This window comes from Mesorhizobium sp. M1B.F.Ca.ET.045.04.1.1, assembly GCF_003952465.1.
In the GTDB taxonomy this organism is placed as follows: domain Bacteria; phylum Pseudomonadota; class Alphaproteobacteria; order Rhizobiales; family Rhizobiaceae; genus Mesorhizobium; species Mesorhizobium shonense.
This window is the reverse complement of the sequence record NZ_CP034448.1, coordinates 5,232,926-5,247,491: the sequence shown is the minus strand read 5'-3', so window position 1 is coordinate 5,247,491 and position 14,566 is coordinate 5,232,926. Positions and strand designations below refer to the sequence as shown.

Genomic DNA, 14,566 nt, shown 5'->3' with positions numbered 1-14,566 from the left:
GTCAAACGGCCTCGGCCGGCGCCTTGCCCGTCAGCAGAAGCGAGGTCGCGGCCGCCACGTCGGCCTGCCGCATCAGGCTCTCGCCGACGAGAAAGGTGCCGATCCTGCTCTTTTCCAGCCGACGGCAATCCTGATGGGTGAAGATGCCGCTTTCGCTGACAAGCAGCCGGTCCGCCGGCACCATGGCGGCGATCCGCTCGGAAACGTCGAGGCTGGTCTCGAAGGTTCTCAGATCGCGGTTGTTGATGCCGATCAGCCGCGACGAGAGGCGAAGCGCGCGCTCCATCTCCTTCTCGTCATGCACTTCGACCAGCGCGTCCATGCCGAGATCGAAGGCCGTCGCTTCGAGCTCGCTAGCCAGCGCATCGTCGACGCTTGCCATGATGATGAGGATCGCGTCCGCGCCCCAGGCCCGGGCCTCGTAAACCTGGTACGGATCGAACAGGAAATCCTTGCGCAGAGCGGGCAGGCTGACGGCGGCGCGCGCGGCGGTCAGGAAAGCGGGCGCGCCCTGGAAGGACGGAGCGTCGGTCAGCACCGAAAGGCAGGCCGCTCCCCCCTGTTGATAGGCCCTGGCGAGCGCCGGCGGGTCGAAGTCGGCGCGGATCAGGCCCTTGGACGGGCTCGCCTTCTTGATCTCGGCTATCAGCGCGAAGCCGCCGGCCTTCCGCTTGGCCTCGAGCGCCGCGAGGAAGCCGCGCGGTGGCTCGGCATCCTTGGCCTCCGCCTTGATCTCGGCAAGCGGCACGCTGAGCTTCGCCGCGGCGATCTCTTGGCGCTTATAAGCTTCGATCTTGCGCAGGATATCGGACAAAGTTCTAACCGTTCGAGATTTCGATGAGCTTATCGAGCACCGCGAGCGCCCGGCCGCTGTCGATGGCTTGCGCGGCTGCTTCAATGCCGTCGGCGAGCGTCGTCGCCTTGCCGGCCACCACCAGCCCGGCGCCAGCATTCATCAGCACCGTGTCGCGATAGGCGCCGGCAGCACCGCCCAGCATATCGCGTAATGCCGTGGCGTTATAGGCCGCATCGCCGCCGCGCAGCTCTTCCTTGCTGTGCCGCTTCAGTCCCACCGCTTCCGGAGTGAGCGTGAAGTTGCGGATTTCTCCGCCGGCGAGCTCGGCAACTTGAGTCTCGCCGGTGGTGGTGATCTCGTCGTAGCCGTCGCCATGCACGACCCAGGCGTGATCGGCGCCAAGCGCCTTCAGCGTCTCGGCCACCGGCGTGATCCATTCCGGCAGGAAGACGCCGACCATCTGGCGGCTGACGCCGGCCGGGTTGGACAGCGGTCCGAGCAGGTTGAAGATGGTGCGCGTGCCGAGCTCGCCCCGGATCGGGCCCACATGCTTCATCGCAGGGTGATGCGCCGGCGCGAACATGAAACCGACGCCCGCCTCGTGGATGCAGCGGCTGATTGTTTCCGGCGGAATGTCGATCTTGACGCCGAGCGCCATCAGCACATCGGCCGAACCTGTCAGCGAGGAAAGGCCGCGATTGCCGTGCTTGGCGACCGGAACGCCGGCCGCCGCAATGACGAAGGCCGAGGCGGTCGAGATGTTGACCGAGTGCGAGTTGTCGCCGCCGGTGCCGACGATGTCGATGGCGCCGAGCGGGGCTTCGACGCGCAGCATCTTGGCGCGCATCGTGGCGACGGCGCCGGAGATTTCGCTTACCGCCTCGCCGCGCACGCGCAGCGCCATCAGGAAGCCGCCGATCTGGCCCGGCGTCGCGTCGCCCGACATGATGATGTCGAAAGCCTCGCGCGCTTCCTCGAAGGAGAGCGCGCTGCCGGTGGCGACCTTGGCTATGTGTGTCTTGAGAGCGCTCATCGGGTCTGTGCCTGGGAAACGGCGGACGGATCGATGCGAACTTCGTATTGCGACTGCAGTTGCGCCACCAGCTGGTCGAGCAGGTCGTCGGACATGCCGGCGCTGAAGGATTTCTGCGCATCGTCGGGAACCGAGCTGCCGTCGGCGCCGGCCGGCTCGAAGACTTCGGCGACCTTGAACAGGATCTGGCCATCGCCGGTGGGCGAGGGGATCAGGCCCGTGCCGCCTTCGCCGACGCCGAACATGGCCGCGGCACCTTCCTTGCCGAAGTCGGCATCGTCGGCTTCCCGCTTCAAGCCGCGCTTGGTCTGCTTCTCGAGCTTCAGCTCGCCCGCGATCACGTCGAGCGTCGTGCCGGCCTTCAGGCGCTTTTCCAGCTCCTCAGCCTTCGCGTCGAGCTGCTTGTCGGTCTCGGCGGCCGTCCAGTCGGCCGCCACCTTCTGGCGAACCTCGTCCAGCGTGCGGTCGCGCGCCGGCGTGATCGACTGGACTTCATAGAAGACGAAGCCGTTGTCGGCGGTGGTCAGGCCTTCGTTTTCCTGGTTCGGCTCGGCCTCGAAGACCGCCTTGATGAGATCGGCCGATTGCGGCAGGTCGTTGACGATCGTGCCGTCCGGCCGCTGGCCGGTGCGGTCGATGGCGTCGATGGTGACGACCTTGAGCTTCAGCTTTTCGGCGGCCTGAGCAAGCGAGGCGCCCGAAGCGCGGGTGTCCTCGTAGCTGTCGTGCACGTCGAGCAGGATGCGGCTAGCCTCGCCGAGCGCCAGATCCTTGCGGATCTGATCCGACACTTCCGAAAGCGCCTTCACCACTTGCGGCTTGATCTCGGTGACGCGCAGCAGCACCGGGCCGAAGGCGCCCTGGACCACCGGGCTGACCTCGTTGACATTGAGCGAGAAGGCCGCGTCGGCCACCGCCTTGTCGACGATCTTGTCCTTGGCCAGCGTGCCGAGCAGCGTATCGGCCTGGGTCTTGCCTTCGGCGGTGACGATCTTGTCGAAGGTGGCGCCGGTTTTCAGGGAATCATATGCCGCCTTGGCCGCATCCGGCGTCTTGAACACCAGCTGTTCGATCGTGCGCATTTCAGGCGTGGTGTAGCGCGCCTTGTTCTTGTTGTAGTCGTCGGCGACTTGGCTGTCGGTCACCGCCGTCGGGTCCATGATGTCCTGCGGCTCCAACCGGATATAGGAGAATTTGCGGTATTCCGGTGCGGCGTAGTTCTTCTTGTTGGCTTCGAAATAGGTTTTCAGCGCGCTGTCGGACGGCGCTTCGATCGGCTGCACCAATGTCTTCGGCAGGACGAGATAGTCGATCGTGCGGTCCTCGCCGCGATAGAGCGCGACCGCCTTCAGGAAGGTCTGCGGCGCCTTGAGGCCGTCGGAGATTGCCTCGACGATCTGCTGGCGCTTGGCCACCTGAGAACGATTCCTGAGATAGTCTTCAGGTCGTATACCGAGCTCGCGAAGCCTGGCCTCAAACACCCGGAGATCGAACTGGCCGCTTGGGCCCCTGAAAGCTGGTTCTTGGTGTGTCAATTCGGCCAAGCTGTCCTTGGAAAAGCCAAGCCCGAGCTTGCGGGCCTGCTCGTCGAGCACGGCGCCCGAAACGAGCTGCGCCAGAACCTGGTTGTCGAGGCCGAGCAGGTTGGCCTGCTCCTGCGTGATGCGCTGGCCATATTGCTGTGACAAAAGGTTGATCTGGCGATCGTAGGCGAAGCGGTATTCGTTGATCGAAACCGTCGTGCCGCCGGCCGTGATCACCGAATGATGACCGCCCAACGTTCCTGACAGGCGCCCGGAAATGCCCCAGACGGCAAAGCTCACCACCAGGAGGGACAGCAACGCCTTCGCGACCCAGGTGCCCGCCGCGCTTCTCAATAAACCAAGCATGCCTACTTCCGATTTTTGCGCATTTTCGCATGCGCCGAGTCTGAAACAAGCGCAATAGCGTCCTTCCGGGCCACTGTCGATTGCTTTGTGGCCTGATTTTGGTAGTGAGGGCGCTGCCTTATGTCGCCTGGAGAACCTGACCCCATGACCCCTGGAATCCGTCCGCTCGTCGCCGGCAACTGGAAAATGAACGGCACCAGCGCCTCGCTCAACGAGTTGAGGATGATCGGCAACGGTTTCATGAGCGGCCTCGATGCGGAGACGGAAGCGCTGGTCTGTGTGCCGGCGACCTTGCTTCACCAGGCTGCCGAGATCCTTTCGCGCACGCCCGTCCGCGCCGGCGGCGAGGATTGCCACCCCAAGGAAAGCGGCGCCTATACCGGCTGCATTTCGGCCGAGATGCTGAAGGATGCCGGAGCCAGCCACGTCATCGTCGGCCATTCCGAACGCCGCGAGCAGGGCGGGGAGGACGACGCTATTGTCCATGCCAAGGCGTCGGCCGCATGGCGGGCAGGGCTGGTGGCCATCATCTGCATCGGCGAAACGCGCGCCGAGCGCGAGGCAGGCGCGACGCTCGATATCCTGTCGCGTCAGCTCGACGGGTCCGTGCCGCCGAGCGCCACCGCCGCCAACACCATCATTGCCTATGAGCCGGTCTGGGCCATCGGCACCGGCCTGACGCCGACCGCAGCCGACGTCGCCGAGGCACATGCGCATATCCGCGGCAAGCTCACCGCGCTGCTCGGCGATACCGCGGCCAAGATGCGCATTCTCTATGGCGGTTCGGTCAAGCCTTCCAATGCGGTGGAACTGCTTGGCGTCGAGAATGTCGATGGCGCGCTGGTCGGCGGCGCAAGCCTGAAGGCGGCCGACTTCCTCGCCATCGCGGAAGCCTATATGAACGTTTCATAGCCGCGGCCCGAGGTGGCAGGGAGGCGGGCCGGGCCGTTGCAAAGGCTGTCTTGCTTCCCATATTCCGGCCGCAGGCTTGGAAATGCCATCAAAGCATTGTAAGGAGCCGCCTCCAAATCACCGGTCGTATGCGCGGCCGCGCAAGGCCTCGCCAGGATAAATTATGGAAACCGTACTGATCGTCGTTCACCTCATGGTCGTGCTCGCCCTTGTCGGCGTGGTGCTACTGCAGCGCTCCGAAGGCGGCGGTCTCGGCATCGGCGGCGGGTCCGGTTTCATGACGGCGCGGGGCGCCGCCAATGCGCTCACCCGCGCGACCGCGATCCTGGCCGCGGCGTTCTTCGTGACCTCGCTTGCGCTCTCCATCCTCGCCCGCTACGGCGAGAAGCCGATCGACATCCTCGACCGCGCGCCTGCCGGCGGCGTGCTCAACCAGTTGCCCGGCGCCAACGGTCCGGTGGGTGGCTCGCAGCCCGCAGCGCCGGCAGGCGGCACCACGCCCGCGGTTCCGTCGGGTGGCACGACAACGACCACTCCGCTGTCCAGTGGCGGCCCGACCACGGCTCCGGCCACCGCTCCCGCCACGCCGTCGCCCGCCAATCCGACCACGCCGCCGGCCGCGAATGGCGTCACCTTGCCGGTCACCCCGCAGGTTCCGAACCAGTAGCCGGGCAAGCATTGCCGCAGCGATCTGTTGTTCTTTGAACACAGTCGCGGCAAATGCTGCTTGATCACGAAGATTCAACCGGGCGTAGCCTGTCGCTCAGCTTGAGCGGCCTACGGCTAATCGATTATAGATTGCGCGCGGCACTATTCGGCGTCCTTGGGGGGCGCCGGGGCGACGCCGTGGGCAACTAGCATAGAAAATCGGATCTTCGCCATGCAGCTTCGCAGCTTCATCCTTTTGGGATTCTGTGCCGTATTCGGCATGGGGTCCGCGGCCTTTGCCTCGCCGGCAAACCTGGCCGCTTCGCCGTCGGTAGAGAAGACCGACGCAATTCCCGTCGTCGCCAAGAGCGACGCATCGCAGCTGAAGCTTCTCAAGAAGAAGAAAAACCCGACTTCGGACGACCTCGCGCAGATCAAGAAGCTCGAGGCCAAGATCGTGGCCGACAAGGAAGCGGCCAAGGAAAAGGCGCTCGAAGCCCGCAAGCTGGCGATGCGCGAGGCGGCCAAGGCCAAGGCCGACGCGGCTCGCCAGGAATGGCTTGCCAAGAAGGGGGCGGCAGCATCGTCGGAAATGGCCGACGCCAGGCCGGTGAAGAAGACCGTCAAGATCATCGCGCCGCTCGAGCCCCTTGCGCCGATTGCGCCGATCCAGACCGACGAACCAATCTCGGATGAAGCCATGAACATCGCGGCCACCGGCAACAACGGCGAGCTGCGCAGCGAGCAGCCGGGACAAAAGCAGACCAGCGGTGGCGGGCTGTTCGCCGGCCTGTTCGGCGGCCAGTCGGTATCCTCGATCAGCTATCTTCCCGAGACCCGCGCGCTCGATTCGGCGCTCGCCAGGAAGGATGCCAAGAGGCCGTTCAAGGTGAAGCCGGAGTTTGTGCCGCAGGACGTTACGTTCACCGGCTATGAGCCGGGCACGATCGTCATCGACACCAGCGCGCGCCGCCTCTACCTCGTCGAATCGTTTTCCACCGCACGCCGCTATGCCATAGCGGTCGGCCGCGAAGGCCTGCAGTTCAAGGGCACCGTGGCGGTCGGCGACAAGCAGGAGTGGCCGCGCTGGATCCCGACGCTCGACATGCAGAAGCGCGAGCCGAAGCACTATGGCCAATACAAGGACGGCATGCCCGGCGGCGGCGAGAATCCGCTCGGCGCGCGCGCCATCTATCTCTATGACGGCAAGAAGGACACGCATCTGCGCATCCACGGCACCATTGCGCCGCAATCGATCGGAACCAGCGCCTCCAACGGCTGCTTCCGCATGATCAACGAGCACGTCATGGATCTTTACAGCCGCGTCAAGATCGGCACCAAGGTTGTTATTATCTGACGACAAGGTCGTTACCTATATAACGACCCAGTCGTCATCATCTGACGCGTTCGAACAACTGCCGAAAGGGCCGGCACCGCCGGCCCTTTCGTTTTGACATAAGCAAATCGCCTGTCACGGGCACCGGCGCCATCTTGGGAAAAAGCCTTCGCGGCGGTTTTTTCTCTGGCGGAATCAATCAGGCCGCGTTAAGCGATGACTCCCATGGCGCGATATGTATTCATCACAGGCGGCGTGGTTTCCTCACTCGGAAAAGGCATCGCCGCAGCAGCTCTTGGGGCTCTTCTGCAGGCGCGAGGCTATCGCGCGCGGATCAAAAAGCTCGATCCCTACCTCAACGTCGACCCTGGAACGATGTCGCCGTATCAGCATGGCGAAGTGTTCGTGACCGACGACGGCGCCGAGACCGATCTCGATCTCGGCCACTATGAGCGCTTCACCGGCCGCTCGGCCAACCAGCAGGACAACATCACCACCGGCCGCATCTACAAGAACATCATCGAGCGCGAGCGGCGCGGCGACTATCTCGGCGCCACCGTGCAGGTGATCCCGCACGTCACCGACGAGATCAAGCATTTCGTCCTCGACGGCAATGACGACTACGATTTCGTCCTGTGCGAGATCGGCGGCACGGTCGGCGACATCGAGGCGATGCCGTTCCTGGAGGCGATCCGCCAGCTCGGCAACGACCTGCCGCGCAACAACGCGGTCTATGTGCATCTGACGTTGATGCCCTATATCCCGACGGCGGGCGAATTGAAGACCAAGCCGACGCAGCATTCGGTCAAGGAATTGCGCGGCATCGGCATCGCGCCCGACATCCTCTTGGTGCGCGCCGACCGGCCGATCCCCAAGGAAGAGCGCAGAAAGCTTTCGCTGTTCTGCAACGTGCGCGAAAGCGCCGTCATCCAGGCGCTCGACGTGCCGCATATCTATGACGTGCCGATGGCCTACCACCAGGAGGGGCTCGATTCGGAAGTGCTCGCTGCCTTCGGTATCGATCCGGCGCCGAAGCCGCGCATGGAGCCGTGGCAGGCGCTCTCCAACCGCATCCACAATCCCGAAGGCGAGGTGACGATTGCCGTCGTTGGCAAGTACACAGGGCTGAAGGACGCCTATAAATCGCTGATCGAGGCGCTCTCGCATGGCGGCCTCGCCAACCGCGTCAAGGTCAAGCTCGACTGGATCGAGAGCGAGATTTTTGAGAAGGAAGACCCGACGCCGTGGCTGGAAAAGGTTCACGGCATCCTCGTTCCCGGCGGTTTCGGCGAACGCGGCTCGGAAGGCAAGATTCTCGCCGCGAAATTCGCGCGCGAGCGCAAGGTGCCTTACTTCGGCATCTGCTTCGGCATGCAGATGGCCTGCATCGAGGCGGCGCGGTCGCTGGCCGGCGTCGAGAAGGCCTCGTCGACCGAGTTCGGCCCGACCGGGGAGCCGGTCGTCGGCCTGATGACCGAGTGGCTGAAGGGCAACATGCTGGAGAAACGCAGGGCGACCGGCGACCTCGGCGGCACCATGCGGCTAGGCGCCTATCAGGCCGAGCTCAGCAAGGGCTCGAAGATCGCCGAGATCTATGGAGACACCCAAATTTCCGAGCGCCACCGCCACCGCTACGAGGTCAATGTCGACTATAAGCAGCGGCTCGAGGATTGCGGCCTGGTCTTTGCCGGCATGTCGCCCGACGGCGTGCTGCCGGAGACGGTCGAATATCCCGACCATCCTTGGTTCATCGGCGTGCAGTACCATCCGGAATTGAAGAGCCGGCCGCTCGAACCGCACCCGCTGTTCGCGAGCTTCATCTCGGCCGCGGTGGAACAGTCGCGGCTCGTTTGAGCCGTTTGGCTGGACCGGCCATGCGGACCTATGTCGCGCTGCTCTACAGCATTCTCTTGGGCGAGGGGCGGCGGGTCGTCATGTCGGACCTCAAGGCGATGGCCGAAGGCCTTGGGCTGAAGAATGTCCGCACGCTGGTGGCGACCGGCAATCTGGTCTTCGAGGCGCGGACGACCAAAATTTCCGATCTGGAGCGGCGACTGGAAAAGGCGTTCGAAGAGACCTTCGGCCGCCATGTCGACATCATCGTGCGCGGTGCCGAGGACTGGCTGAAGCTTACGGCCGGCAATCCGTTTCCGGCCGAGTCCGCGGCCGCCGGCGACCAGGTCGCCGTGCGCGTCATGCGCGAGCCTGCACCGACGGATGCCCTATCAGCGCTTCAGGCCCGTGCTGCTGAAGACGAGAAGGTGCTTTTGGTCGGCGGCGATATCTGGCTCGTGTTTTCGCGCCAGCGGCCAAGCTCGCGGCTGCTCGCGGCCGCCAATCACAAACGCATGGGGACAGGCACCGCGCGCAACTGGAACACCGTGCGCAGGCTGGCTGAGATGGTGGGAAAGTAGGCAGTAGGCAGTAGGCAGTAGGGATGCGTTCTCTATTCCCTATTGCCTAACGCCTACTGCCTTCTCTTCAAGCCTTCACCGTCTTCGCCCCGGCGCCCAGCGCCATCGTGCGCAGGACGTAGTAGACGGCGCCCGCGATCGCCACGCCGAAGAACCAGCCGTAGACGCCCCACCAGGACGGCAGCCAGCTGGTGAAGTTCGGCAGGATCGAGGAGAAGATCGCGCCGATGCCGGCGGCGATGAAGGCGTTGACGTGCCAGCCCCCCTGGAAGCGGAACTCGCCGTCTTCGCGGTAGAGCGCCTCGACGTCGACCTCGCTTTTGCGGATCAGGTAGTAGTCGATCATCATCACGCCGAAGATCGGCCCCATCGTCGCGCCGATGATGTTGACGAAGGAAGCGGCACTGCCTTCCCAAGGCGCGAAGGGATAGAGCACCAGTGCGATAAGTGCTGCGATGTAGCCGCCCTTCTTGAAGTCGATCTGGCGCGGGAAGACGTTGGAGAAGTCGAAGGCCGGCGAGACGAAGTTCGCCACGACGTTGATGCCGAGCGTCGCCACCGCGAAGGTCAGCGCCGCCAAAGCCGCCAGGAACCAGCTATCGAATTTGGCCGAGATCTGGTCGGGATGCAGCAGCACCTCGTGATAGACGTCGTAGGCGGCGATCGTGGTGACGCCGGCGACCAGCGAGAACAGGATGAGATTGACCGGCAGGCCCCAGATGTTGCCCTTGCGCAGCGATGCCTTGTCGGGCGCATAGCGGGCAAAGTCGCAGAAGTTGAGGTAGAGCGCCGAGAAATAGGTCACCCAGATCGCCGCCACCGCGAACAGCGCCGTCCACGAACCCGGCTCGCCGGGCACGCCGGCGTCCTTGGTCTTGTCGAGCAGCACGTCCATCGGGATGTCGCTGGTGAAGGCGAAGGTACCCGACTTCACGCAGAGATAGATCGCCAGGATCAGCATCATCACCCACACGGCGGGGCCGGCCCAATCCTGGAAGCGGCGCACGGTTTCCATGCCCTTCTGGATGATCAGGAGCTGCAGCGCCCAGATGACGACGAAGCAGATCACTTCCAGGGTGGAATGGCCGAGCAGGTGCGAGGTCTGGTTGAATTCGTTGAACCATGGCAGCCGCGTCAGCAGCGCGACGATCGCGCCCGATGCCGCAGCCGTCTGCGCGCCGTACCAGAAGCAGGCGACGACGGCCCGCACCAGCGCCGGGATGTTGGCGCCCCAGATGCCGAAGGAGGCGCGGGCAAGCACGGGGTAGGGCACGCCGGTCTTCACGCCGGCATAGCCGACAAGGTTCATCAGGAAATAGATGATCAGCGAGCCGATGCCGATGGCGATGATGAAGTTGACGAAGCCGCCGCAGAACAGGAACAGACTTGCGGCGAGATAGTAGCCCCAGAGGCTGTGGACGTCGGATGTCCAGACGTTGAAGATCGAAAACGGTCCCCAGTTCCTGACCGTTGCCGGAGCCAGATCCTCGTTGTAGAGGCCGGGCGATGCGCCTTGTATGGTCATTGGAAGTGTTCCCCTTTTGCAAAACGCGCCCTCACGCGTTAACCGTCGAGGTTAAGCCTGACGCTGGGGAACCGGCAAGCAATCCATTTGCCGGCTTTCGCCTTAAAGACATTCAATGAGAATGGCCCTTATCGCTGACACTGATCTCATCATTGCCTGAGTCGGCGTGGGCGTTTTCGCCGCAGATCGGCGGTTCCAAAATTTTCAAGCGGCAACCAAATTTGTTTGGAACTAATCCACAGGATATGCGTTTATTGCGGTTCGGCCGCTCTGCGGTCGACCGGGAGGAAATTATGGATCGCTTGCATTTCTTTACCCCAGTGCGGATTGCGCGTGGGCAGGGATACCCCTTGGAGGAAGTCGATAGCGTCTCCGAAGCGATGGTATTCCTGCGGAAGTGGCCAACGGGCAGACGCGGCCCCGTTTATCAGTGCGCCGTGAATTGCTGTTCGGCGGCGATGTCGGGCAAAATGTCGGCCGAGGAAGCGAGAAAGGCCTTTGTCGGCTTTGCCCGCATCACCCGGCTGCTTGACGACGACATGGCGCTGCCGCTGGGTGGCCCGTCCACGGACAATGTCTACGCCCTGAGGCGGTAGCTCCGTCGCCCCCGCGGCTGCTGCTGACAAATGCGATGATGAGGCGTTGGCTTATGGCCGACGCCGGCCGCCTTTTGTTTTCGTCCGCGTGCCGCCCTGTTGTTTCAATTCTCCCTGAAAGAGCGTGTGAGCGAGGCCTGCAGCGGCGCCAGCATATAGTCGAGCAGGGTATGTTCCCCGGTCAGGATCATGACTTCCGCCGGCATGCCGGGCGACAGACGGATGTCATGCAGATCTTCAAGATCGGCCTTGTCGACCTTGACCTTAGCGAGGAAATAAGGCTCGCCGGTCTTCTCGTCCGTCAGCCGGTCGGCCGACACCGACGTAAGCAGGCCATGGATTTGCGGCAAATGCCGGCTCGGATAGGCTGTCAGCACCACGCGGGCGGGCATATCCGGATGCACCACATCGATATCCGTGGGCCGGATTCGTGAATCGATGATCAGATTGGGCTCGTTGGGTACGATGTCGAGAAGCGGCTGACCGCTGGAGATCACGCCCGATTCGGTCGTTACCCGCAGGTTCATCACAGTTCCGGCGATCGGCGCGACGATATCCGTTCTGGCCAGCACGTCCTGGCGCGAAGGCAATTGGCTGCGCAATTCGGCGAGGTCTGTACGCGCTTTGGCAAGATCCTCGTTGGCGGTCTCGCTGTCCTGCTGGCGCAGGTTGAGGAGCTGGAACTCGGTCTCGCCGATCTGCTGGTCGTTTTTCGCCACCTCCGCCCGGTTCGATGCCTGGTTGGCGCGGATGTCGGCCTGGGAACGCTGCAGCGCCAATATCCGCGGCAGGCGTTCGAGGCCCTTCTTATACATCTCCTGCGCGGAGGCGATCTCCTGTTCGATCAGGCCGAGCTGTTCGGTCTCTGCGGCGATCACGTCTCGTGATCCCGCGCTTTGCTCCTTAATCTGCGCGATGCGCTTGTTGAGGATCTGCGTGCGCCCATCGCGGGTTGCGAGGCGGCTGTCGAGCAGTGCCTGCTCCTCGACGACGACCTTTCGCGCCAACTCACTATCGATCGACGTCAACTCCTTGGGGAACGAGATCCGGTTCTGTCCGGCAAGCTCCGCGACCAGGCGCGCCTCGGTTGCCAGCAGGCGGATGTAGTGCCCCTGCAACTCGTCGTAGCGCCCTTGCGCCTCCGTTGTCTTCAGGCTGATCAGAACCTGGCCGGCGCTGACCTTGTCGCCTTCCTTCACGTGGATCGCCCCGATGATGCCGCCTTCGAGATGCTGGACCGTCTTGCGATAGCCTTCCGGGCTGACGACGCCGTTGGCGACGACCGCGCTTGCCAGAAGCGCGACGCTCGACCATGCGGCGACGCCGCCGACGAAGACGATCGAGGAAACGTAGCCCAGCATGCGCGCAGGCCGCGTCCGTTGATCGAGGTCGCGCCTGCTGGCTCGGGCTGCAGGTGACCGCCGCCGGACGAGGCGTCCAATCAGGAGCAGGAAGAGCGCGCTTGCGGCCGCTGCCAGAGCGATGCGCTTCGGCTGGTCGAGCCCGTCGAACCACACGGACACTGCGGCAATGAGTTGCCCGGCGGAGATGGTTAGCCTGCCGGACAGCTCGCGCAGGGCGTCCGCCAGCCCGTTCAGCATCGTCGAGAAATCGTCAAATCGCTCGTCCATGGCTCACTCCACCGCCTTCAGGTTTGCCGGCGCGAAGGCGGCAATCTTGTCACGGATGGCTGCCGGCACCGGTATGCGCTTGGGCTGGCCCGCCAGAGCGCCGAGAACCTCGTCGCGCGGACCGAACATCGAGACGGATCCGTCGCGGAGGAAGACGACATGATCGGCCGTGCGCAGAAGATTGGTCTGATGGGTGACGACAACGACGGTGCGGCCACGCTCCTTCAATTGCTGGAGCACGTTGAACAGCGCCACCTCGCCTTCGCCGTCGAGGCCGGTATTCGGCTCGTCGAGAACGATTAGCGGCGGGTCGCCGAACAGGGCCCGGGCCAGCGCGATGCGCTGGCGCTGGCCGCGCGAGATCTTGACGCCGTGCGGCCCGACCTCGGTCCGATAACCGTTCGGCAGCCGCAGGATCATCTCGTGTATGCCCGCGAGCTGCGCCGCGGCGATGACGGCTTCGCTGTCGACTTCGTCGCGCAGACGCGAAATGTTCTCGGCGATCGTTCCCGGGAACAATTCGATCTGTTGCGGCAGGTAGCCGATATGCTGGCCCAACTGGTCCGACGGCCAGTTCCAGACCTCCGCGCCATCCAGCCTGACATGGCCGAGCGACGGCCGCATCGTGCCGACGATGAGACGGCAGAGCGTAGTCTTGCCGGAGCCGGACGAGCCGATCACGCCGCAGGTTTGGCCAGGCTCGACACCGAAGCCGATCCCATTCAGCAGCGCCTGCGAGGTTCCCGGCGCATAGTAGTGCAGATTTTCGAGTTTCAGCCGACCCTGCGGACGCGGCAGGGTGACGCCGGCGTTCTGCATCGACGCGGTGGCGGCGAAGAGCTTGATCAGGTTCTGGCGCGCCGTCCGCGCGTTGACCAGGCTGCGCCAGGCGCCGATCGAACGTTCGATCGGCGCCAGCGCGCGGCTTAGCAGAATGGAAGCTGCTATCATCGACCCGCCCGTCAGTTCGCGGCGCAGGACGAAATAGGCGCCGAGCCCCAGCACGGCCACCTGGAGGGCGAGGCGCAGCGAGCGCGACAGACTGCCGATAACGGTGGTGCGCTGGAAAATCCGGGACTGCAGATCCGTCAGTGACTGCTGGTTCTGTTCCCACCGCAGCAGCGCGGGCTCGGACATGCCAAGCGAGCACAACGTCTCGGCGCCATCGATATATTGACCGACGGCGGCCTGGCTGCGGCGCAGCCCCGCCGCCGCTTCCTGACCCTTGCGGCGGGTGAGGAAATCATTAGCGAGCGCGCAGCAGAACAGGAGCACGGCGCCAGCCAGACCGAGCACGCCCAATGCCGGATGCAGAAACCACATGAATGCCAGGAACACCGGTGTCCATGGCGCGTCGAGAAAGGTCAGTATGCCGTCGCCGGCAATGAAGCCGCGCAGATCGCCCACGTCCTTCAGGCCGGCCTCAAGGCTGCTGCCGGCCAGGCGCGCCTCCATGGCGCGTTCGATCACCGGCACGCTGAGCTGGTCGTCCAGCCATTGGCTGATATGGCCCAGCATCATCCGGCGGGCATGTTCCAGCAGGCCGTACACGGCGATGGCGCCGATGACGGCCAGAGTGAGCCACAGCAGCGTGTCGATCGAGCCGCTCGACAGCACCCGGTCGTATATCTGCAGCATATAGACGGTGCTGGCGAGCAGGAGGACATTGGTGAGCAGGCTGAAGAGGAGAAGGGCCGGCGCTTGATGGCGCGCCAGGCGCATCACCTCCTGGAATTGCGGTCTTGGCTGCATCACGGATACCCCCCGGTTTCGATGCCTTTACTGC

12 protein-coding genes are annotated in these 14,566 nt (G+C 64.0%); 6 read left to right on the top strand and 6 right to left on the bottom strand.

Annotated elements, in window-relative coordinates:
* Nucleotide 1 precedes the first annotated feature (1 nt).
* From trpC to EJ071_RS25940, 3 genes are read right to left on the bottom strand one after another with little or no spacing between them, the layout of a single operon-like run.
* Nucleotides 2–814 (bottom strand): indole-3-glycerol phosphate synthase TrpC, encoded by an 813-nt coding sequence (gene trpC / locus EJ071_RS25950; RefSeq protein WP_126100398.1) that lies wholly within the window; start codon nucleotides 812–814, stop codon nucleotides 2–4.
* A 4-nt stretch (nucleotides 815–818) separates the two neighbouring features.
* On the bottom strand, nucleotides 819–1,829 hold the full coding sequence (gene trpD / locus EJ071_RS25945) for an anthranilate phosphoribosyltransferase (protein ID WP_126100397.1): 1,011 nt from the start codon (nucleotides 1,827–1,829) through the stop codon (nucleotides 819–821).
* Nucleotides 1,826–3,718: a peptidyl-prolyl cis-trans isomerase gene (locus tag EJ071_RS25940; protein ID WP_126100396.1), complete on the bottom strand. Its 1,893-nt coding sequence runs from the start codon at nucleotides 3,716–3,718 to the stop codon at nucleotides 1,826–1,828. The genes trpD and EJ071_RS25940 overlap by 4 nt, the downstream gene beginning before the upstream one ends.
* Before the next feature lie 144 nt (nucleotides 3,719–3,862).
* On the opposite strand from EJ071_RS25940, the gene tpiA reads away from it, so the two are divergent.
* From tpiA to EJ071_RS25915, 5 genes are all read left to right on the top strand, one after another.
* Nucleotides 3,863–4,630 (top strand): triose-phosphate isomerase, encoded by a 768-nt coding sequence (tpiA, locus tag EJ071_RS25935; RefSeq protein ID WP_126100395.1) that lies wholly within the window; start codon nucleotides 3,863–3,865, stop codon nucleotides 4,628–4,630.
* Nucleotides 4,631–4,793: 163 nt separating this feature from the next.
* Nucleotides 4,794–5,297: a preprotein translocase subunit SecG gene (secG, locus tag EJ071_RS25930; protein ID WP_126100394.1), complete on the top strand. Its 504-nt coding sequence runs from the start codon at nucleotides 4,794–4,796 to the stop codon at nucleotides 5,295–5,297.
* Nucleotides 5,298–5,510: 213 nt separating this feature from the next.
* The gene (locus EJ071_RS25925) at nucleotides 5,511–6,635 is read left to right on the top strand and encodes a L,D-transpeptidase (RefSeq protein WP_126100393.1); all 1,125 of its coding nucleotides are present in this window, start codon (nucleotides 5,511–5,513) and stop codon (nucleotides 6,633–6,635) included.
* Between the two features lie 195 nt (nucleotides 6,636–6,830).
* Nucleotides 6,831–8,468 carry a CTP synthase gene (locus EJ071_RS25920; protein WP_126100392.1) on the top strand — a complete coding sequence of 546 codons (1,638 nt, stop codon included), beginning with the start codon at nucleotides 6,831–6,833 and terminating at the stop codon, nucleotides 8,466–8,468.
* A 20-nt stretch (nucleotides 8,469–8,488) separates the two neighbouring features.
* On the top strand, nucleotides 8,489–9,028 hold the full coding sequence (locus EJ071_RS25915; RefSeq protein WP_126100391.1) for a DUF1697 domain-containing protein: 540 nt from the start codon (nucleotides 8,489–8,491) through the stop codon (nucleotides 9,026–9,028).
* A 67-nt stretch (nucleotides 9,029–9,095) separates the two neighbouring features.
* Here the strand turns inward: EJ071_RS25915 and EJ071_RS25910 are convergent, their stop codons facing one another.
* Nucleotides 9,096–10,553, bottom strand: coding sequence for an NCS1 family nucleobase:cation symporter-1 (locus tag EJ071_RS25910; RefSeq protein WP_126100390.1), 1,458 nt, complete (start codon nucleotides 10,551–10,553; stop codon nucleotides 9,096–9,098).
* A 152-nt stretch (nucleotides 10,554–10,705) separates the two neighbouring features.
* On the opposite strand from EJ071_RS25910, the gene EJ071_RS25905 reads away from it, so the two are divergent.
* Nucleotides 10,706–11,149: a DUF982 domain-containing protein gene (locus tag EJ071_RS25905; RefSeq protein WP_245459968.1), complete on the top strand. Its 444-nt coding sequence runs from the start codon at nucleotides 10,706–10,708 to the stop codon at nucleotides 11,147–11,149.
* 104 nt (nucleotides 11,150–11,253) lie between these two features.
* Here the strand turns inward: EJ071_RS25905 and EJ071_RS25900 are convergent, their stop codons facing one another.
* Complete coding sequence (locus EJ071_RS25900; protein WP_126100389.1) at nucleotides 11,254–12,780, bottom strand: HlyD family type I secretion periplasmic adaptor subunit; 1,527 nt, start codon at nucleotides 12,778–12,780, stop codon at nucleotides 11,254–11,256.
* 3 nt (nucleotides 12,781–12,783) lie between these two features.
* A complete protein-coding gene (locus EJ071_RS25895; protein ID WP_245460356.1) occupies nucleotides 12,784–14,532 on the bottom strand; it encodes a type I secretion system permease/ATPase in 1,749 nt (582 codons plus the stop codon).
* Nucleotides 14,533–14,566: the final 34 nt, after the last annotated feature.